Origin of the sequence: Streptomyces sp. NRRL F-525 (assembly GCF_000716605.1) — a bacterium.
GTDB lineage: Bacteria > Actinomycetota > Actinomycetes > Streptomycetales > Streptomycetaceae > Streptomyces.
Genome location: NZ_JNXE01000017.1, coordinates 176,546 through 195,796, shown reverse-complemented (window position 1 = coordinate 195,796; position 19,251 = coordinate 176,546). Strand labels below are relative to the sequence as shown.

The following is a 19,251-nucleotide window of genomic DNA, read 5'->3' as shown; positions in this document are numbered from 1 at the left end:
GGCGTGCGGGGCCGGTCCCGCCGTAGGAGCGTGGTGGTGTGGCAAAGGTGCGCGTGCCGTCGTTCCGCCGGGTCCGGGAGCCGGCCCGGCGGGGGTGGCTTCGGGGCGCGCCGGCGCCGCGGTGGGTGCGGGTGCTGCCGGGGGCGCTGGTGGTGGGGGTGGGCGTGGCGACGCTGGTCAGCCCGCACTCGCTCGACATCGGCTTCCTGCTGGGCGCCATTCCGCCGCTTGCGGGGCTGTCGTACGGGCCGCTCGCGACCGCGCTGATGGGCGCCGCCACGGTCTGCCTGCTGACCGTCCCGGCGTTCCACCTCAACGATCCCGGCGAGACCGATCTGCTGACCGTGCTGTTCGTCGCGGTGCTGAGCGTGTTCGTGTCCTTCGTGCGCAGTCGCCGTGATGCCCAGCTGGACCTGGAGCGGACGGTCGCCGAGGCGGCGCAGTGGGCCGTCGTGCCGCCGCTGCCGGAGCGGGTGGGGCCGGTGGGGTGCGCGGGGCTGTACCGGGCGGCCCAGCGCGGGACGCTGGTCGGCGGGGACTTCTTCGACGTGCGGGCCGGGCCGTACGGCGTGCGGGCGGTCATGGGCGATGTGCAGGGGCACGGGCTGTCGGCCGTCGCTACGGTCGCGTCGCTGCTCGGGGCGTTCCGGGAGGCGGTGCTCGACCTACCGGACCTGGAGGCGGTCGCCGCGCGCCTGGACCGCAGGCTCGTGGTGGACTCGGCGCGGTCGGCGCACGCGGAGTTGTTCGCGACCGCCGTACTGCTGGAATTCTCGGCGGACGCGGGCGCGGTGCGGATCGTGGCCTGCGGGCATCCCTCGCCCGTGCTGCTGCGCGGCGGCCGGGTCACGGAGATCGACGTCGAGGCGTGGACGCCGCTGGGTCTCGGGCTGTCCGACGCCGGTCCGCTGAGCGGGGTGACCGTCCAACTGCGGCCGGAGGACCAGCTGTTCCTCGCCTCGGACGGGGTGTGGGAGGCACGGGACACGGACGGTTCCTTCTATCCGTTCGTCGAGCGGCTGGTCCAACTCGCCGACGAAAACCCGGCGTTGATGGCGGAGCGGGTGTGGGCCGACCTGCTACTGCACTCCCCGGAGATCCGGGACGACGTGACGATGCTGGTGCTCACACCCCAGGAGCAGTACGGGAGTTGAGGCTCACGCCTGCTGTTCGTGGTCGCCCTCGGCGTCGATGTGCGGCAGGATCCGGTCCAGGAACCGTGGAGTCCACCAGGCGCGGCTGCCCAGCAGGGTCATCACCGCCGGAACCATGAGCAGCCGTACGACAGTCGCGTCGATCAGCACACTGACGGCCAGCCCGAGCCCGAGCATCTTGACCACGATGTTGTCGCTGACGACGAAGGCCGCGAAGACGCTGACCATGATGAGCGCGGCGCAGGTGATGACGCGCGCGGTGATCTCCAGGGCGTGGGCGACGGACGCCTCGGCGTCGCCGGTGCGCAGCCAGGCCTCGTGGACGCGGGAGAGCAGGAAGATCTCGTAGTCCATGCTCAGGCCGAAGATGATCGCGAACATCATCATCGGGACGTAGCTCTCGATGGGGACCTTGCCGGAGACGCCCAGCGCTGGGCCGCCCCAGCCCCACTGGAAGACGGCGACGACGACGCCGTAGGAGGCGGCGATGGAGAGCACGTTGAGGACGGCGGCCTTGAGGGCGACGAGGAGGCCGCGGAAGACGGCGAGGATGATCAGGAAGGCCAGGGCGACCACCACGCCGATGATCAGGGGCAGCCTGCTCGACACGATGTCGCGGAAGTCGACCTGAGCTGCCGTGGTGCCGGTGACGTAACCCTTGGCGGAGGTCCCGGAGACCGCGTCCGGGAGGGTGTTGTGGACCAGGCGGTTGGTGAGGTCGGTGGTGTCGGCGCTCTGCGGGGACTGCTTGGAGTAGACGGTGCCGACGAGGACGTCACCGTCCTTGGTGGTCGTCAGAGGGGTGACCTTGGCGGCGCCCTGCACCCCGTCGAGCGTTTTCTGGGCCTGGCTGGAGAGGTCCGCGCGCTGGGAGGTCGGGACGCCCGTCTGGTCGATGACGATGGTGAGCGGGCCGTTGGAGCCGGGGCCGAAGGCGTCGGTCATCAGGTCGAAGGCGCGGCGGTCCGTGAACGAGGTGGGGTCGGCGCCGTCGCCGATGTGGCCGAGTTGGAGGGAGAACACGGGGATCGCGAGGACGACGACGGCCGCGACACCCGCCGCGAGGAACGTCCACGGCCGGTGTTCCACGCGCTGCGCGTACCGGTGCCAGGTGCCCGTGGGTTCGGTGCCCGGCGCGGCGTCGGTCTCGGCGACCGGGCGGCGCACCCGGTAGCGGTCGATCCGCTTGCCGAGGAGCCCGAGGAGGGCGGGTACGAGGGTGAGCGCGCCGATGACCGCCGACACGACCGTCACGGCCGCCGCGAGCCCAAGTTTGCCGATGAAGGGCACCCCGGAGACGAAGAGTCCGGCGAGCGCGATGATCACCGTGCAGCCCGAGACGAGCACCGCCCGGCCGCTCGTCGCCGTGGCCTGTCCGGCGGCGCGCACGGGATCGGAGCCGTTCATGAGGTTCTGCCGGTGACGGGTGATCAGGAACAGGGCGTAGTCGATGCCGACGCCGATCCCGATCATCGTCGCGAGGGTCGGTGACACGGTCGCGAAGGTGAAGGCCGCCGCCAACAGCCCGAGGCAGGCGAGTCCCCCGATGACGCTGATCAGCGCGGTCACCAGGGGCATGGCGGCGGCGATGACGCTGCCGAAGCCGATCAACAGGACGACGATCGCCACGGCGAACCCGATGAGTTCGCTGATCCGGTCGTCGGCGGTGGGCCGGGCGAGTTCGCCGAGCGGTCCGCCGTACTCGACCTGGGCGCCGGCCGCGCGCAGCGGCTTCACGGAGGTGTCGACGCCGTGGAGGTAGCCGTCGCCGAGGGTGGACGGCTGCACGTCGAAGCGGATGGTGATGTACGCGGTCTTCGCGTCGGAGGAGAGGGGGCCGACGTTCGGGCCGGTGGACGTCGGTGTCTGCGCTCCGGGCTGGGGCAGCGGGTTCTGCACCGACAGGACGTGCGGGAGTTTCTGGAGGTCGCCGACCGTCTCGGACATCTGCGAGTTCAGCGAGGTGAGCTGTTTATCCTTGTCGTGCAGGACGATCTGGCTGCTGTAGCCACCGGCCGCCGGGTCGTGCTCCTTGAGCACCTGCAACCCGTGCTGGGACTGCACGCCGGACAGCGAGAAGTCGTCCGAATAGTCGCCCCCGAAGGACCTGTTGAGGACCTGGAGCGCGGCCAGCGCGACGAGCCAGGCGACGATGACGATCACGAAGTGCCGGGCGCACCACTCCCCCAACCGCCGCAGCACGCCCTTCGCGGCGGTTCCGCCGCCCCCTGCACTGGATTCCGTGGGCGCCATGGCCTCGGCCTTTTCCGCCGGGGGACACATCCGACATCCCCATTAGACGCCCGTGCGATCACCCCGGCATCTCGGGCATGTCGTGACTGCGGCCGAGGTCAGCCCACGTCCCACAGGAACCGGTGCGTGTGGATGCCGAAGTACGGGAACGACCGCACGCTCCGCACCCCTTCGATCGGCCGCACCACATCGTTCACGAAGTCCAGCAGATCCCGGGGTCCAGGGGTGACCACCTCGGCGAACAGATCGAAGCCGCCGGAGGTGAGCACCGAGTACACCACCTCGTCGCGCAGGGCGAGTTGATCGGCCACGGCACGCGGGTCGCCGTCCACCTCGATGCCGAGCATCGCCATGGCCTGCCCGCCCATGGCCATCGGGTCGGTCACCCCGACGACCTGAACTGCCTTGGAATCCAACAGCCGTTGGAGCCGCTGCCGGGCGGCCGACGCGGACAGGCCGACCTTGGGTCCGAGGTCGGCGTAGGCGATACGGCCGTCGGTCTGCAGCTCGCGCAGGATGGCGCGGTCGATGTCGTCCACGTGCGTGTCTCCAACTCCCTGTGTCAGGCGGCCAGTTCGGCGAGCGCGTCGGCGAAGACCCGGGTGTGGGTGTCGACGTCCTGCTCGGTGGTGTCGGGGCACATGAGCGCCATGCTGTGGAACGGGGTGAGCAGGATGCCCCGGTTGGCGAGGTAGAGGTGGAGGAAGTCCTCCAACTCCGGGTCACCGGCGGCCTCGGACTCGGTGCCGGTGCGCGGGGCCGGGTCGGCGAAGCGGTACTCGCTGCGGGCGCCGAGGCGGCTCACCGTCCAGGGCAGCGCGTGGGCGTCGATGCCCTCCTGGACACCGGCCGCGAACCGCTCGGACAGCTTCGCCATGTGCGCGAACGCCCCGTCGGTCAGGACGTGTTCGAGGGTTGCGCGCATGGCGGCGACGGAGAGCGCGTTGCCCGCGAGGGTGCCGCCGACGCCGCCCATGTCGACCAGGTCCAGGTCGGCACGGCCGAGCAGCCGGTCGGCGAGTTCGGCGGAGAGGCCGTAGGCACCGGCCGGGATGCCGCCGCCGATCGCCTTGCCGATGGTGAGCAGATCGGGTTCGAGATCCCAGGCCGCGGTGCAGCCGCCGGGGCCCGCGGAGAAGGTGTGGGTCTCGTCGTTGATGAGCAACGTGCCGTATTTCCTGGTCAGTTCGCGTACGGCGGCCAGGTAACCGGGCTCGGGCAGCACGATGCCGATGTTGGTGAGCGCCGGTTCCATCAGGACGGCGGCGACGTCGCCGTGCGCCAACTCCCTTTCCAGCTGGGCGGGATCGTTGAACTCGGCGACGCGGCTGGTGAGCGTGACGTCGCAGGGGGCGCCGACGTTGCCGGGGCGGGCGGTGCCGTGGCCGTCCGGTCCGACGACGATGAGCGACTCGTCGACGCTGCCGTGGTAGCTGTAGCTGTTCACCAGGATCTTGGGGCGGTCGGTGACGGCCCGGGCGAGCCGGATCGCCCAGCGGTTGGCGTCCGTCGCGGTCAGCGCGAAGCTCCAGCGGGCGAGCCCGAACCGGCGGGTGAGTTCGGCGCCGACCCACTCGGCGTCCTCCGTGGGCAGCATCGCCGTAGCACCGCCCTGTTCGGCGAACCGGCGTTGCACGGCCTCCGCGACGACGGCGGGCGAGTGGCCTGCCATCGCTCCGGTGTCGCCGAGGCTGAAGTCGACGTACTCGTGGCCGTCGATGTCGGTGACGCGGGCGCCCCGGGCGGTGTCGAGGTAGCGCGGGAAGGCACCGGCGGTCTTGTTCATCCAGGTCATCGGCACCCGCCCGAAGAGGTGCTCGGCGCGCGCGTAGGCGGCCTTCGAGCGCGGGTTGAGCCGCTCGGCGTCGGCGCTCTCGCGGGCGAGGAGGTCCTGCAGGCGGGTGCGGTCCATGGGATTCCTCGGTGGCATCGGCGACGGAATGTCCGGACTCTACGGCCGAAAGTGGCGAGTGGACAAGAGATGGCCGCTGAATCGATTGCAGAGACGATCGATTCACGCTCATGTCCCGTTGGGACACAAGTCTCATCGGGTCTCATGTCCCCATGGGACATCACGGGTGTACGGTCGAGGACATGAAGGCAATGGAGTCTCCCGCCGAGCTTGCTGGTGTTCCTGCCGAGCCCGTCGGCACCGCCTCGGTGGACCGCCGGCAGCGCAAGGCGCGGCAGACCCGCAACGCACTGGCAACCGCCGCCGTGGACCTGATCCTGGAGCACGGTCTGGCCGCGACCACGGTCGAGGCGATCGCGGAGCGCGCGGACGTCACGCGGCGCACCTTCAGCCGGCACTTCACCGGCAAGGAGGACGCGGCACTCGACTTCGTCCGGGGCGACGGCGACCGCATCAACGCCCTGCTGCGGACCCGCCCGGCCGCCGAACCGCCGCTGCTGGCCTACCGCAGGGCGGTGCGCGACTGGCTCGCCGACCGGGAGAACCCGGCCTGGCACCTGCGCCCGCGGATGCGGCGGCTGCTGGCCCTGGTGGACCGCGAGCCCGCCCTGTTCGCCGCGTACGAACGCATCCGGGTCGACGCCCAGGAGGAGTCGATCCGCATCCTCGCCGACCGGCTCGGCACCGACGACGTGCGGGATGTCCGCCCGGCCGTCGTGGTCGACGCCGCCGCCGGAGTCCTCACGGCCGCCCTGCGCATCTGGGCGCGCCGCACGGACGAGCACGACTCGGGAGCCGCAGACCTCGCCGCCCTGGTGGAGCGGGCCTACGACGCCCTGATCGGGGAGGCCGCGGACGCGGCGTCCCGGAGCACTACCGAAGAGTGAGCACATCATGAGCACCATCCCCGCCACCGCCCAAGTCACCGACTACGCAACCGAGTTCGCCGGCCGGACAGCCCTCGTCACCGGCGCCGCCTCCGGCATCGGCCTGGCCACCGCCCGCCGACTGGGCGCGGGCGGCGCGAACGTCGTCATCGCGGACTACAACGCCGAGGGCGCTGAGAAGGCCGCCGCCGAACTGAAGGCGGAGGGCGTCAAGGCCGCCGCCGTCGCGCTGGACGTGACGAGCCCGGAGTCCGTCGAGGCGGCCGTGCGCTTCGCCGTCGACACCTTCGGCGGCCTCGACCTGGCCGTGAACAACGCCGGTATCGGCGGCCCGAGCGCGCCGACGGGCGCGTACGACATCGAGGCCTACGACCGGGTCGTCCGCACCAACCTCGACGGCGTCTTCTACTCGCTGCGCCACGAACTCCCGGTCATCGAGGCCGCGGGCCGGGGCGGCGCGATCGTCAACGTCGCCTCCATCCTCGGCTCGACGGGCTTCGCCGGCTCCTCCGCCTACGTCGCCGCCAAGCACGGCGTGGTCGGCCTGACGAAGACGGCCGCCGCCGAGTACGCGTCGAAGAACATCCGCATCAACGCGGTCGGCCCCGGCTTCATCGAGACCCCGCTCCTCCAGGGCATGGACCGGTCCGCCTACGACGGCCTGGTCGCCCTGCACCCCGCGGGCCGCCTCGGCCGCTCCGAGGAGGTCGCCGAGCTGATCGTCTTCCTGCTCTCCGACCGCGCCTCGTTCGTGCACGGCAGCTACCACCTGGTCGACGGCGCCTACACCGCCGTCTGACCCCGGGAAGGAGCCCGACCATGAAGGCACTTCAGTACCGCACGATCGGCGCCGCCCCCGAGGTGGTCACGGTCCCCGACCCCGAACCAGGCCCCGGCCAGGTCCTGTTGAAGGTCACCGCCGCCGGCGTCTGCCACTCCGACATCGCCGTGATGAGCTGGCCCGCCGACAGTTTCCCCTACGACCTTCCGCTCACCCTCGGCCACGAGGGCGTGGGCACGGTGGCCGCGCTCGGCGCGGGAGTCACCGGCGTCGAGGAGGGCAACTCCGTTGCCGTGTACGGCCCTTGGGGCTGCGGCACCTGCGCGAAGTGCGCCGAGGGCAAGGAGAACTACTGCCTGCGGGCAGCCGAGTTGGGCATTCACCCGCCGGGCCTCGGCGCACCGGGTGCGATGGCCGAGTACCTCCTCGTGGACGACGCCCGGCACCTGGTCCCGCTCGACGGCCTGGACCCGGTCGCGGCGGTCCCCCTCACCGATGCCGGCCTGACCCCGTACCACGCGATCAAGCGGACGCTGCCCAAGCTGGTGCCGGGTTCGACGGCGGTCGTCATCGGCACGGGCGGACTCGGCCATGTGGCGATCCAGTTGCTGCGCGCACTGACGTCGGCGCGGGTCATCGCGCTGGACGTGAGCGAGGACAAGCTCCGGCTGGCGCGCCAAGTCGGCGCCCACGAAACGGTGTTGTCCGACGCGCACGCCGCGCAGGCGGTCCGTGATCTCACCGGCGGAATCGGCGCCGAGGCCGTCTTCGACTTCGTCGGCGCGGACCCCACCGTGCGAACGGCGGGCGCGGTCGCGGCCGTCGAGGGCGAGGTGGCGATCGTCGGCATCGGCGGCGGCGCCCTGCCCGTGGGCTTCGGCCACCTGCCCTTCGAGGTCTCGGTCAACGCCCCCTACTGGGGCAGCCGCAGCGAACTAACCGAGGTCCTGGCGCTGGCCCGCTCCGGCGCGGTGTCGGTCCACACGGAGACCTTCACCCTGGACGAGGCTCCGCTCGCGTACGAGCGGCTGCACGCCGGGAAGATCAACGGGCGTGCGGTGATCCTGCCGAACGGCTGACGTACAGCGGCCGACCTCTCAACTCGCTTTCCCCACCCGCCATTTCAGACACATGCCACAGAAGCGAACAGAGGCCGGTCAGTTTCGAAGGGAACTCCTGTTACACCGTGCGAGAGCGGTCGATGACGGTGTGTACTGTGCTCCGGGCACCCCGCCGAGGGGCCCGGACCAAGGCTCGAAGGTCCCAACTCAGCCCTGCCCGACTTCGCTTGGACTCGATTCGATGACCGAATTACCGGACCTGGTGACCGGTGCTCTCGCCGCCGGCACGCTGTCCGCGCTGGCGCTCGGTGCCGGGCTGTTGCGGTCCCGGCGTCAACGCGCCCTGCAGCGACAGGAGATCACCGAGCTGCGGGACCGACTGGACGGTGTTCAGGCGGCGTTGGCGGCCGAGGTCGAGCATCTGGCGCTCCAGCGGATACCGGCCGCCGCCCGGCAGCTCACCCATCCGCGGGTCGCCGTACCGGGGCCCGCGCAGCCGCAGTTCATCGGTTCGCCCATCGGCATCGCCCTCGAAAGCGTGCTGACCTCGGTGCGTTCGGAGCTCACCGCACAGCGCACCCGCATCGACGCCGCCGCGCAGGCCGGGATGCGTGGGGCCACTCGTGAGATCCAGGCCGCGTTGTACCGGTTGCAGGACGCCTTGCGCTCGCTCCAACAGCGTTACGACGAACCCGAGTTGGCGCAGACCCTGTTCATGCTGGACCACGAGAACGAGCAGTCGCTGCGCCGGGCGCAGGTCGCGGCCGTCGTCTGCGGGGCCTGGGTCGGGCTCGCTCGTGAGGAGTCGCACCTCGTCGAGGCGGTCACCGGCGGGCAGGCGCGGCTCGCCGGGTATCACCGGGTGCGGGTGCACAACCACCTCGAAGCCGGTACCGCGCTCGTCTCGCACGCCGTCGAACCGGTCGCGATCATCGTCGCCGAGCTCCTCGACAACGCGCTGCGGCACTCCGCGCCGGACACCGACGTCGTGGTCAACCTGGAGCACGTCCATCACGGTGTCTGCGTCACCGTCGACGACGCGGGGCTCGGGATGACGCAGGACGAGCGCGACCAGGCCGGGCGGATGGTGGCCGGTTCCGGCCCGATCCTGCTCACCGATCTGGGCGACCCGCCGCGCATGGGGTTCGCCGCGATCGGGCGCCTGACCAGGCAGTTCGACCTGAGCGTCGACGTGTCCTCGCCCTCCCCCTACGGCGGCGTCCGCGCGGTCCTGCGCGTCGACAGCCACCTCCTCAGCCGTATCGACCCCGAGCGGCGGCCGCCCGCGGCCGGCGCCCCGCGCTCGACCCGCCGGGCCCCCGCACCCACCCGCACGCCCGCCCCCGCCCACTCCTACGGCTCCGACCGCGACGAACGGGCCGTGGCCGACGCTGCCGGGCATCAGGCCGTACCCGATGCGGGCGGCCTGCCCCGGCGCCGTCGCCGGACCCCGGCCGCCGCACCGGCGGCACCGCTCGCGCCCGAGACACGCCGACCGGAGCGCGGCCCGGAGCAGGCCGCCGCCGCGCTCGGCGCCCTCCAGTCCGGCACCGCCGCCGCGCGCGCCGCGAGCGAGGGCGCCGTAGCCGATGAATCCGTAGCGCTCGACACAGCGGCGCACGACACACATCAGACCGATCACGAGGGGGGAGCGGCCAGATGACCAGCCGCGATGGGGGCGACACGGCATGGGTGCTGGATCCGATCCTGGAGGTGCCGCATGTGGTGGCGGCGGTGCTGCTGACCCGGGACGGGCTGGTGCGGGGGTACACCGACGCGCTGTCCCAGGCCTCGGGCGAGCGGGTGGCCGCGATCACCAGCACGGTGCAGGGGGCGTGCCGGACCGCCGCGGCGGCGTTCGCCGACCGGGAGCGGGCCGAGATCCGGCAGGTGGTCATCGAGTCGGACCTCGGCTATGTGCTCATCGTGCCCACGGATCACGGGACGTGTGTGGCGGCCTACGGCGACACCGAGGTACGGCTGGACCTGCTGGCTCACCGGGTGCACTCGCAGGTGGCGCGGCTGGGTGAGAAGGCGATGGCCGCCGCTCCGCGGGGAGTTGACGGCGGCGCACCGGCATGACGGGCCGCCGCGGCGGCCGTCCTCTCGTTCCCGCGTATCTGTCGACCGGCGGTGTGGCCCGGCCCAGCCGCCCGCACCTGGAGCGGCTGACGGTGCTCAGCGGCAGCGGCGAGCCCGCCCCGGCCGACCTGCCCGCGGCCCAACTCGCCCTGCTGGACGCCCTGTACGGCGGTTCGCTGACGGTGCTGGAGGCTGCGGCCCTGCTGGAGCTGCCCGTGTCCGCGGTGCGGGTGCTGGCCGCCGGTCTGCTCGACCGGAGCCTGGTGCTCGCCCGTGCCCCGATCCCGCCCGCCGAACGCTTCGACCCCGACCTGCTGAAGAGAGTCGCAGATGGCCTACGCGCCCTCAAGCACCACTAGCGGCAGCCCGGCCGGCGGCCTCCATCTGCCGGACACCGCCCGCGAGTTGGTCAAGATCCTGATCGCGGGACCCTTCGGGGTGGGCAAGACGACGCTCATCGACTCCGTGTCGGAGATCCGCCCGCTGCACACCGAGGAGCGGCTCAGCGAGGCGTCTGTCCAGGTGGACGATCTCGACGGGGTGCGGGAGAAGTCGACGACGACCGTCGCGATCGACTTCGGGCGGATCAGCCTCCCGGGCGGGATCGTGCTGTACCTGTTCGGCACACCCGGGCAGGAGCGGTTCCGGGCGCTGTGGGAGGACATCGCGCACGGCGCGCTCGGGGCGCTCGTGCTGGTCGACAGCCGGCGCGTCGACGCCTCGTTCGACGTGCTCGGGCTGGTGGAGGAGAGCGGGCTCCCGTACGCCGTCGCCCTCAACACCTTCCCGGACGCGCCCCGCCACCACACCGAGCAACAGCTGCGCGCCGCCCTGGACTTGGCGCCCGGCACGCCGCTGGTGACCTGTGACGCCCGGGACGCGGACTCGTCCCTCGACGCGCTGCTCGCCCTGGTCCAGCACCTGATCGACCGCGACCCCCCGGAGCACCGGTGACCACTGCTTCCCCCGTCGGCCCCGCCCGTCCCGTCCGGCTGTGGGAGGACGGCTTCGCGCTGGATCCCTACGGCTACTACGCCGCCCTGCGCGCCCAGGGTCCGGTCGGCCGGGCCGAACTCGCCCCGGGCGTACCGGCGTTCGTCGTCACCGAGCGGCGGGCCGCGCTGGAGCTGCTGCGGGACACCGCCACGTTCTCGCACGATCCCCGGCCGTGGGAGACGACGGTCGCCGAGGACTCGCCGGTGCTCGGGATGATGCGCTGGCGGCCCAACTCCCTGTTCGCGGACGGCGCGGCGCACGTCCGCTACCGTGGCGCGCTGATCGACGCCTTCGAGCGGATCGAGCCGCACGACCTGCGCGCCCGGGTGCACCGGGCGGTGCATGTGCTGGTGAGCAGGATCGGGCCGCGCGGACAGGCCGATCTGGTGGGCGAGTTCGCCCGGCCGCTGATGGCGCTGGTCTTCAACAGCCTGTTCGGGCTGCCCGACAGCCAGAGCGAGCGGCTGGACCGGGCGCTGGGCATGATGATGGAGGGCGGCGCCCAAGCGGCCGAGGGCGAGGCCGAGTTCGGCGGTTACGTCCTCGAACTCATCGCCGCCAAGGCGCAGGCGCGCGGCGACGACCTCCCGAGCTGGCTCCTCGACCATCCGGCCGGACTCACCCCGGAGGAGGTCACCTGGCAGGTGTTCCTCACCCTGGGCGCGGGCCACGAGCCGACCGCGAACCTGGTGTCCAACGCCCTCTCCCGCATCCTCGGCACCTCGGTCTACTACTCCACCCTGACGAGCGGCGCCCGCCCGGTCATGGACGCCGTGGTGGAGGTCCTGCACCACGAGACCCCGCTCGCCAACTACGGGATCCACTACGCCCGTTCACCCGTGACGTTCCACGGCGCGTGGATCAGTCCGGCCGTCCCGGTCGTCGTCTCGTACGGCGCGCTCGCGCACTTCGCCGAGCAGGAGGTCGTCACCGGACGGCATCCCAAGGACGCCTCGCACCTGTCGTGGTCGGCGGGTCCGCACGCCTGCCCGGTCAAACAGCACACGCTGCTCATCGCGACGGAGGCGATCGAGCGGCTCACCCTGTGGCTGCCGGACCTCGAACCCGTCGTACCGCGCGCGGAGTTGACCTGGCGCCCCGGCCCCTTCCATCGCTCGCTCACGTCGCTGCCCGTGCGGTTCAGCCCCCGCTCCCCCGACCAGCCAGGAGACCTGTCGTGACCGTGTCCGACCGCATCGCCCTCGACCCGTTCGGCGCCGACATGGCCGCCGAGAGCGCCAAGCTGCGTGCCCTCGGCCCGATCGTGCCCGTCGAACTGCCCGGCGGCATCCCCGCCTGGGCCCCCACCGGCTACGACACCCTGAAGGAACTGATCCTCGACCCGCAGGTCAGCAGGGACCCCCGGCTGCACTGGAACCTGTGGTCGGAGATGGGCGAACACCCGTCCTGGGGCTGGGTGTTGGGCTGGATCGGCGTCGTCAACATGCTCTCCACCTACGGCACCGACCACACCCGCCTGCGCAAACTCGTCGCGCCCAGCTTCACCCACCGGCGTACCGAGGCGATGCGCACCCGGGTCGAGACGATCACCGTAGAACTGCTCGACGCGATGGCGGCCGACGACGCCGAGATGGTCGACATCAAGGCGGCGTTCGCACATCCGCTGCCGATGCGGATCATCTGCGAACTGTTCGGCGTGCCGGACGAGTTGGTGGACGACACGGGTCGGCTGATCGCGGCCATCATGGACACCTCGGACCCGTCCCCGGAGCACGCGGCGTTCGTCCAGCAGCAGATCGGCACGGTCCTGCCCGCGCTGATCGCCCACCGCAGCGAGCACCCCGGCGACGACCTCACCACCGAACTGATCCGGGTCCGCGACGAGGACGGCGACCGGCTCAGCGACGAGGAACTGCTGTACACGCTGCTGCTGGTGATCGGCGCGGGCTTCGAGACGACGGTCAACCTCATAGGCAACGCGATCGTCGCCCTGCTCAAGCGCCCCGAGCAGCTGGCGGACGTACGCGCCGGGAAGATCGGGTGGGACGCGGTCGTCGACGAGACCCTGCGCGTCCACCCGTCCATCGCCTCACTGCCGCTGCGGTTCGCGGTGAGCGACCTCACCGTCGGCGACATCACCGTCCCCGCCGGGGACGCCATCATCACCACGTACGCCGCGGCCGGGCTCGATCCCGCGCACTACGGCCCCGACGCGGACGTCTTCGACGCGGCCCGCGGAGCCGACGACCACCTGTCCTTCGGCATCGGCGTGCACCGCTGCATCGGGGCGCCGCTGGCCCGGGTGGAGGCCCTGACCGCGCTGCCCGCGTTCTTCGACCGCTTCCCGGACGCCCGGCTCGCCGTGGAGGCGGACGAGCTGCGCCAGGTGCCGTCCTTCATCGCCTTCGGCTGGCAGGAGGTGCCGGTACGGCTGCACGGCTGAGCCCCGCACAAGGGTGGAACCGCCCCGCCGCGGCCACGGGGGATGGGCCGCGGGCGGAGCCGGTCCTGCCCGGGTTCGGGGGAGAGACCCGAGCGCTCTCGTCGGATTCCCCTGATTCGCCGGGGTACACACCCGCCGGGCAGGCCGCCCGCACCGTGCCCGCGCGGCGACCCGCGCGGGCACGGCATAAGCTCGGCGGGTGGCCAAGTACTTCGACGTGCATCCGGACAATCCGCAGCCCCGCACCATCTCCCAGGTCGCGGACAGTGTCCGCTCGGGTGCGCTGATCGCGTACCCGACCGACTCCTGCTACGCGCTGGGCTGTCAGCTGGGCAACCGTGACGGCATGGAGCGGATCAAGACGATCCGGCATCTGAACGACCGGCACCACTTCACGCTGGTGTGTCAGAACTTCGCCCAGCTGGGCCAGTTCGTGCACATCGACAACGACGTGTTCCGCGCCATCAAGGCCTCCACGCCCGGGAGTTACACCTTCATCCTCCCGGCGACGAAGGAGGTGCCGCGCCAGCTGCTGCACGCGAAGAAGAAGACCGTGGGCGTGCGCATCCCCGACCACGTCGTCACCCAGGCGCTGCTGGCCGAGCTGGGCGAGCCGCTGCTGTCCAGCACCCTCCTCCTGCCCGACGAGGAGGAGCCGATGACCCAGGGCTGGGAGATCAAGGACCAGCTCGACCACGTGGTGGACGCGGTGGTCGACTCCGGGGACTGCGGCACGGAACCGACGACCGTCATCGACTTCTCGAACGGCGAGGCCGAGATCGTCCGCAAGGGCGCGGGGGACGTCTCCCGCTTCGAGTGACCCCGGTTCCGCTTCGGGTGACCCCGGCGGAGGGGCCGTGGGCAGGCGTGCCACGATGATCGGAACACGCCGCGCCGGGCCGGCTGTCGGCCCGGTGCCCATCCGCAGGGAGGCACCCCCACCATGACCGCCGTACAGGGCACAGCCGTGGACATCCCCACCGAGGACGGCATCGCGGACGCCTATCTGGTGCATCCCGGTGACGAGAGTCCCCGTCCGGCCGTGCTGCTCTACCAGGACGCCTTCGGGCTCCGCCCCCACCTCGAGTCGATGGCCGACCGGCTGGCCGAGGCCGGTTACACGGTCCTGGTGCCGAACGTGTTCTACCGGCACGGTCGCGCGCCGGTGGTGGAGCTGCCCGAGTTCATCGACCCGCACGAGCGACCGGAGATCTTCGAGAAGGTCGGCCCGCTGCTCATGAGCCTGACGCCCGACCTCGTCGAGCGGGACGCCGGCGCGTACCTGCGCTGGCTGGCCGAGTCCCCGTTCGTCGCGGACGGACCGGTCGCGATCACCGGGTACTGCCTGGGCGCCCGGCTCGCGCTGTACACCGCCGGTGCCTACCCGGACCGGGTGGCGGCCGCGGCCGGTTTCCACGGCGGACGGCTGGCCACGGACGACCCGAACAGCCCGCACCTGGCCGCCGAACACATCACCGCAGAGCTGTACTTCGGCCACGCCGACCAGGACTCCTCGCTGCCCGAGGAGCAGATCAAGCGGTTCGAGGACGCGCTCACCGCGGCCGGTGTCCGGCACCGCTGCGAGGTCTACGCGGGCGCGCAGCACGGCTACACGCAGGCAGACACCTCCTCGTACAACGCGGAGGCCGACGAGCGTCACTGGGTCGCGCTGCTCGACCTGCTGGACCGTACGTTCTGACCGTCGGACCGCTTTCACTGATTCAATCCAGGTGCCCACGGCGCGAGTTGCCGTGGGCACCTTTCGTTCAACTCATTGACATGCCCGCGCCTCGGCGCGACCCTGAGAGCGCTCTCACACAGGTACGGACCAATTTTTCGTACACCCCCCACACGGAGGTGAGTAGTGCTCGCCAGACTCCTGCGTCGACTGGGCTCCGCGACCGCGGTGGCCACGATGATCGCGCTGGCCACACCGGTGACGGCGGACGCCGCGGTGCCCGCCACGATCCCGCTGAAGATCACCAACAACTCGGGCCGCGGCGACGCGGTCTACATCTACGACCTGGGCACCAACCTGACCACCGGCCAACAGGGCTGGGCCGACGCCAACGGCACGTTCCACGCGTGGCCGGCCGGGGGCAACCCGCCCACTCCGGCGCCGGACGCGTCGATCGCGGGTCCCGCGTCGGGGCAGTCCACGACCATCCGGATCCCCAAGTTCTCGGGCCGCCTCTACTTCTCGTACGGCCAGAAGCTGGTGTTCAAGCTGACCACCGGCGGTCTGGTGCAGCCGGCCGTGCAGAACCCGACGGACCCGAACCGCAACATCCTCTTCAACTGGTCCGAGTACACGCTCAACGACTCCGGACTGTGGATCAACAGCACCCAGGTGGACATGTTCTCCGCGCCGTACGCGGTCGGGGTGCAGCGGTCCGACGGGTCCACGGCGACCACCGGGCATCTCAAGTCGGGTGGCTACACCAACTTCTTCAACGCGCTGCGCGGACAGCCGGGCGGCTGGGCCAACCTGATCCAGACCCGGTCCGACGGCACGGTTCTGCGAGCGCTCTCACCGACGTACGGGATCGAGACGGGCGCCCTGCCGAGCACGGTGATGGACGACTACATCAACCGTGTCTGGTCGAAGTACTCGTCGTCGACGCTGACCGTGACGCCGTTCGCCGACCAGCCGAACACGAAGTACTACGGCCGGGTGTCGGGCAACGTCATGAACTTCACCAACAGCTCCGGGGCGGTCGTCACGACCTTCCAGAAGCCGGACGCGGCCAGCATCTTCGGCTGCTACAAGTACCTCGACGCCCCCAACGACCTTGTGCGCGGCCCGATTTCGCGCACGCTGTGCGCAGGCTTCAACCGGTCCACGCTCCTGGTCAACCCCAACCAGCCGGACACCACCACGGCGAACTTCTACGTGGACACGGTGACCAACCAGTACGCGCGCAAGATCCACGCGCAGATGGCCGACGGCAAGGCGTACGCGTTCGCGTTCGACGACGTCGGCGCCCAGGAGTCCCTCGTCAACGACGGGAACCCGCAGCAGGCCTATCTGACGCTGGACCCGCTGAGCTGAGAGAGACCGGAACACCCCGCACGCCTGGGGGCGCGTGCGGGGTGCCGGACTTACGGACTGATCAGCTGGTCGTGACGGCGGTGTCGTCGATGACGAAGCTGGTCTGGAGCGAGGAGTCCTCGACTCCGCTGAACTTCAGGGCGACCGTGGTGCCCGCGAAGGCCGACAGGCTGAAGGACTTCGCGACGTACCCGGTGGCCGCGTTGAGGTTGGAGTAGGTGGCGAGGGTGGTCGATCCGGCGGTGACCGTCAGCTTGTCGTAAGCCGTGCTGGTGGTGGTCTCAGCCGTGTCGACGTGGATGTAGAAGGTGAACGTCGTCCCCGTGCAGCCGCTCGGGACGGTCACCGACTGGGACAGCGTGTCGGTGTGGGTCGAGCCGTAGCCGTCGAGCCAGGCCTTGTACGAACCGGTGCGGGCCGCCTCACCGGTGTCGGTGGTGATGACCCCGCTGGTCGCGGTCCAGGTGGTGGCGCCCGACTCGAAGCCCGGGTTGCCCAGCAACTGCGTCGAGGTGCAACTGCCGCCCCCGCCGCTGGAACTCACGGTCCAGGTGAAGGACGCGGTCCCCGTCGCTCCCGTGCTGTCGGTGACGGTCACGGTGGAGCTGTAGGTGCCCGCGGTCGTCGGGGTGCCGGTGATGGCGCCCGTGGAGCTGCTGATCGACAGACCGGCCGGCAGTCCGGTCGCCGCGTACGTCAGCGAGCCGCTGTTGGTGGAGCTGGCCGAGACCTGCAGGCTCACCGCCGTGCCGACGGTCGAGGACTGGCTGCCCGGGTTGGTCACCGTGACACCGCTGGTCGGCACGGTGATGTGGCTGCCGACGTTGATGCCCGCGAAGGCGTTGCCGACTCCCGCGTACTGCGCGGACGTTGTGCCGTACAGGGCACCGGCGGCACTGAGCGCGGCGGTGCGGGCGGAAGCGTAGTTGGTGCTGGACGTCATGTACGTCGTACTGTCCGCGGAGCCGCCGTCCTTGCTCGGCTTGTCCATGTAACGCAGCGGCGTGCCGTCGCCGTTGATGTCGATCTTCTCGCCGATGAGGTAGTCGCCGACGTCGCTGCTGTTGTTGGCGTAGAACTCGACGCCCGTGCCGAAGATGTCGGAGGTCGCCTCGTTCAACCCGCCTGATTCACCGGTGTAGTTGAGCCCGGCGGTGTTGGAGGTGACGCCGTGGCTCATCTCGTGCCCGGCCACGTCCAGCGAGGTCAGCGCGTGGGTGCTGCCGCTGCCGTCGCCGTACGTCATGCAGAAGCAGCTGTCGTCCCAGAAGGCGTTGACGTACGCCGTGCTGTAGTGGACGCGCGAGTAGGCGGCGACGCCGTCGTTCTTGATGCCGCTGCGGCCGAAGGTGTTCTTGTAGAAATCCCAGGTCTCCTGGGCGCCGTAGGCCGCGTCGGCGCCCGCGGTCTGGGTGTTGGAGCCGGCGCCGGTGCCCCACACGTCGTCCGCGTCGGTCATCAGGGTGCCGGTGCCCGACGTGGCGTTGTTGAGGCTGTACGTCTTGTGGCCGCCGCGCGTGGTGTCGTACAGCTGGTACGTCGAACCCGACAGCGTGGTGCTCAGCGAGACCGTGCCGCTGTACTGGGTGTTGCCCGTGCCGGTCTGGATGCCCTCGAAGCGGGAGAGTTCCTTGCCGGTGGTGGCGTCGGTGATGACGTGCAGCTGGCTGGGGGTGCCGTCGTCCTGGAACCCGCCGACGACCGTCTCCCAGGCGAGCTTGGGAGTGCCGGTGCCGGCCCAGATGACCTTGCGGGCGCTGTCGGTGCTCGGCGCCTTGGCGTCGAGGGCCTTCGCGGTCGTCAGGGCCTTGGTCTCGGCGGCCGACTTGGCGACGGACGCGGTGGTCGAGGGGACCGTCAGGGTGTGCTTGTTGTTGAAGGTGGCGCTCACGGTCCCGGTCGCCTCGGCGGCGGGCGGGGTGTGCACCACGAGGTCGCCGCCGAGGACGGGAAGACCGGCGTACGTGCGCTCGTAGCGGGTGTGGACGGTGCCGTCGTTGTCCTTGACGACGTCCTTGACGACCAGCTTCTCCTTGGCGCCGAGGCCGAGGGTGCGCGCGGTCGCCGTGCTGTTCTGGGTGGCGCTCTTCACCAGGGCGGAGCGCTGGGCCGGGGTGAGCTTCGCCTCCAGGCTTCCGGTGAGCAGCGGACTCGGGTGGGGGGAGGCGGGCTTCGCGGTCGCGGGCACCGACTGGATGCCGACGGCCAGGAAGGCGGCGGTGGAGACCAGGGCTCCAACTGCCATCCGCTTACGGGGAATGCGTCTCACTCGTACTCCTCCTGCGACGGCCGCGGGCGCGGCCGGTGACAGACCGGACAGCCGGGTCTGCTGTCCGGGAAGAGCTGAGCTGTGCGGGACCGACCGAACCTTGACCGATCCGTGGAGGATCCGTGGGGGTGGTGCGTGGAGAATGGCAGCATTGACCCGTCCATGTCACGCAGGTCAGGGGCACTCAAGGGTTTTCCCTCTGTCAGGGATTTCGCTACAAGTTCCGAAATTATTCGTGACGGCCGAGCCACGCCGGCGAAACAGACCCTTCCTAACGTCGCAGTCAGCCACAGAGGTCCCATCAGCCGCATTACGGCCGTCGGACCGATAACGCTGCTTTCCCCGAAAATCCCGGAACCCGAAAACGGCGGGGTTCCGGAATTCCCTCCACTGTCCTCAG

General features: G+C 70.8%; 17 protein-coding genes. 13 read left to right on the top strand and 4 right to left on the bottom strand.

What is annotated here, in order from left to right; genetic code table 11:
* The first annotated feature begins 38 nt into the window (after positions 1 to 38).
* Positions 39 to 1,154, top strand: a complete 1,116-nt coding sequence (locus tag OO69_RS25180) for a PP2C family protein-serine/threonine phosphatase (protein ID WP_051801190.1) — start codon at positions 39 to 41, stop codon at positions 1,152 to 1,154.
* Between the two features lie 3 nt (positions 1,155 to 1,157).
* Here the strand turns inward: OO69_RS25180 and OO69_RS25175 are convergent, their stop codons facing one another.
* The 3 genes from OO69_RS25175 to OO69_RS25165 form a co-directional block, all read right to left on the bottom strand.
* Entirely contained in the window at positions 1,158 to 3,407 is a 2,250-nt protein-coding gene (locus OO69_RS25175) for an MMPL family transporter (protein WP_033283028.1), read from the bottom strand.
* 98 nt (positions 3,408 to 3,505) lie between these two features.
* Entirely contained in the window at positions 3,506 to 3,946 is a 441-nt protein-coding gene (locus tag OO69_RS25170) for an Lrp/AsnC family transcriptional regulator (RefSeq protein ID WP_019056942.1), read from the bottom strand.
* Between the two features lie 23 nt (positions 3,947 to 3,969).
* Complete coding sequence (locus OO69_RS25165; RefSeq protein WP_033283027.1) at positions 3,970 to 5,319, bottom strand: transaminase; 1,350 nt, start codon at positions 5,317 to 5,319, stop codon at positions 3,970 to 3,972.
* Between the two features lie 191 nt (positions 5,320 to 5,510).
* Between OO69_RS25165 and OO69_RS25160 the strand changes: the two genes are divergently transcribed.
* From OO69_RS25160 to OO69_RS25105, 12 genes are all read left to right on the top strand, one after another.
* Positions 5,511 to 6,206 (top strand): TetR/AcrR family transcriptional regulator, encoded by a 696-nt coding sequence (locus OO69_RS25160; protein WP_051801188.1) that lies wholly within the window; start codon positions 5,511 to 5,513, stop codon positions 6,204 to 6,206.
* Between the two features lie 7 nt (positions 6,207 to 6,213).
* Complete coding sequence (locus tag OO69_RS25155; RefSeq protein WP_033283026.1) at positions 6,214 to 7,005, top strand: SDR family NAD(P)-dependent oxidoreductase; 792 nt, start codon at positions 6,214 to 6,216, stop codon at positions 7,003 to 7,005.
* A 20-nt stretch (positions 7,006 to 7,025) separates the two neighbouring features.
* Positions 7,026 to 8,066: an NAD(P)-dependent alcohol dehydrogenase gene (locus tag OO69_RS25150; protein ID WP_033283025.1), complete on the top strand. Its 1,041-nt coding sequence runs from the start codon at positions 7,026 to 7,028 to the stop codon at positions 8,064 to 8,066.
* A gap of 223 nt (positions 8,067 to 8,289) precedes the next feature.
* Positions 8,290 to 9,711, top strand: a complete 1,422-nt coding sequence (locus OO69_RS25145; RefSeq protein ID WP_033283024.1) for an ATP-binding protein — start codon at positions 8,290 to 8,292, stop codon at positions 9,709 to 9,711.
* On the top strand, positions 9,708 to 10,130 hold the full coding sequence (locus OO69_RS25140) for a roadblock/LC7 domain-containing protein (RefSeq protein ID WP_033283023.1): 423 nt from the start codon (positions 9,708 to 9,710) through the stop codon (positions 10,128 to 10,130). The genes OO69_RS25145 and OO69_RS25140 overlap by 4 nt, the downstream gene beginning before the upstream one ends.
* Complete coding sequence (locus OO69_RS25135; RefSeq protein ID WP_033283022.1) at positions 10,127 to 10,489, top strand: DUF742 domain-containing protein; 363 nt, start codon at positions 10,127 to 10,129, stop codon at positions 10,487 to 10,489. Before OO69_RS25140 ends, OO69_RS25135 begins: the two co-directional genes overlap by 4 nt.
* The gene (locus OO69_RS25130) at positions 10,461 to 11,084 is read left to right on the top strand and encodes a GTP-binding protein (RefSeq protein WP_033283021.1); all 624 of its coding nucleotides are present in this window, start codon (positions 10,461 to 10,463) and stop codon (positions 11,082 to 11,084) included. The genes OO69_RS25135 and OO69_RS25130 overlap by 29 nt, the downstream gene beginning before the upstream one ends.
* Positions 11,081 to 12,307: a cytochrome P450 gene (locus tag OO69_RS25125; protein ID WP_033283020.1), complete on the top strand. Its 1,227-nt coding sequence runs from the start codon at positions 11,081 to 11,083 to the stop codon at positions 12,305 to 12,307. Before OO69_RS25130 ends, OO69_RS25125 begins: the two co-directional genes overlap by 4 nt.
* Positions 12,304 to 13,530, top strand: coding sequence for a cytochrome P450 family protein (locus OO69_RS25120; protein ID WP_033283019.1), 1,227 nt, complete (start codon positions 12,304 to 12,306; stop codon positions 13,528 to 13,530). The genes OO69_RS25125 and OO69_RS25120 overlap by 4 nt, the downstream gene beginning before the upstream one ends.
* A 199-nt stretch (positions 13,531 to 13,729) precedes the next feature.
* Positions 13,730 to 14,350 (top strand): L-threonylcarbamoyladenylate synthase, encoded by a 621-nt coding sequence (locus OO69_RS25115; protein ID WP_033283018.1) that lies wholly within the window; start codon positions 13,730 to 13,732, stop codon positions 14,348 to 14,350.
* Between the two features lie 123 nt (positions 14,351 to 14,473).
* Positions 14,474 to 15,229 (top strand): dienelactone hydrolase family protein, encoded by a 756-nt coding sequence (locus OO69_RS25110; protein WP_033283017.1) that lies wholly within the window; start codon positions 14,474 to 14,476, stop codon positions 15,227 to 15,229.
* Positions 15,230 to 15,445: 216 nt separating this feature from the next.
* The gene (locus OO69_RS25105; protein WP_051801194.1) at positions 15,446 to 16,582 is read left to right on the top strand and encodes a glycoside hydrolase family 64 protein; all 1,137 of its coding nucleotides are present in this window, start codon (positions 15,446 to 15,448) and stop codon (positions 16,580 to 16,582) included.
* A 61-nt stretch (positions 16,583 to 16,643) separates the two neighbouring features.
* On the opposite strand, the gene OO69_RS25100 is transcribed toward OO69_RS25105, so the two are convergent.
* Complete coding sequence (locus tag OO69_RS25100; RefSeq protein WP_033283015.1) at positions 16,644 to 18,827, bottom strand: M4 family metallopeptidase; 2,184 nt, start codon at positions 18,825 to 18,827, stop codon at positions 16,644 to 16,646.
* Between the last annotated feature and the right edge of the window lie 424 nt (positions 18,828 to 19,251).

Bases quoted from the DNA above. Each gene is read 5' to 3' on its own strand.
- OO69_RS25130 (WP_033283021.1), top strand. From the start codon at position 10,461: ATGGCCTACGCGCCCTCAAGCACCACTAGCGGCAGCCCGGCCGGCGGC.
- OO69_RS25110 (WP_033283017.1), top strand. From the start codon at position 14,474: ATGACCGCCGTACAGGGCACAGCCGTGGACATCCCCACCGAGGACGGC.
- OO69_RS25105 (WP_051801194.1), top strand. From the start codon at position 15,446: ATGATCGCGCTGGCCACACCGGTGACGGCGGACGCCGCGGTGCCCGCC.
- OO69_RS25145 (WP_033283024.1), top strand. From the start codon at position 8,290: ATGACCGAATTACCGGACCTGGTGACCGGTGCTCTCGCCGCCGGCACG.
- OO69_RS25165 (WP_033283027.1), bottom strand. From the start codon at position 5,319: ATGGACCGCACCCGCCTGCAGGACCTCCTCGCCCGCGAGAGCGCCGAC.
- OO69_RS25150 (WP_033283025.1), top strand. From the start codon at position 7,026: ATGAAGGCACTTCAGTACCGCACGATCGGCGCCGCCCCCGAGGTGGTC.
- OO69_RS25175 (WP_033283028.1), bottom strand. From the start codon at position 3,407: ATGGCGCCCACGGAATCCAGTGCAGGGGGCGGCGGAACCGCCGCGAAG.
- OO69_RS25100 (WP_033283015.1), bottom strand. From the start codon at position 18,827: ATGGCAGTTGGAGCCCTGGTCTCCACCGCCGCCTTCCTGGCCGTCGGC.
- OO69_RS25135 (WP_033283022.1), top strand. From the start codon at position 10,127: ATGACGGGCCGCCGCGGCGGCCGTCCTCTCGTTCCCGCGTATCTGTCG.
- OO69_RS25160 (WP_051801188.1), top strand. From the start codon at position 5,511: ATGGAGTCTCCCGCCGAGCTTGCTGGTGTTCCTGCCGAGCCCGTCGGC.
- OO69_RS25155 (WP_033283026.1), top strand. From the start codon at position 6,214: ATGAGCACCATCCCCGCCACCGCCCAAGTCACCGACTACGCAACCGAG.
- OO69_RS25140 (WP_033283023.1), top strand. From the start codon at position 9,708: ATGACCAGCCGCGATGGGGGCGACACGGCATGGGTGCTGGATCCGATC.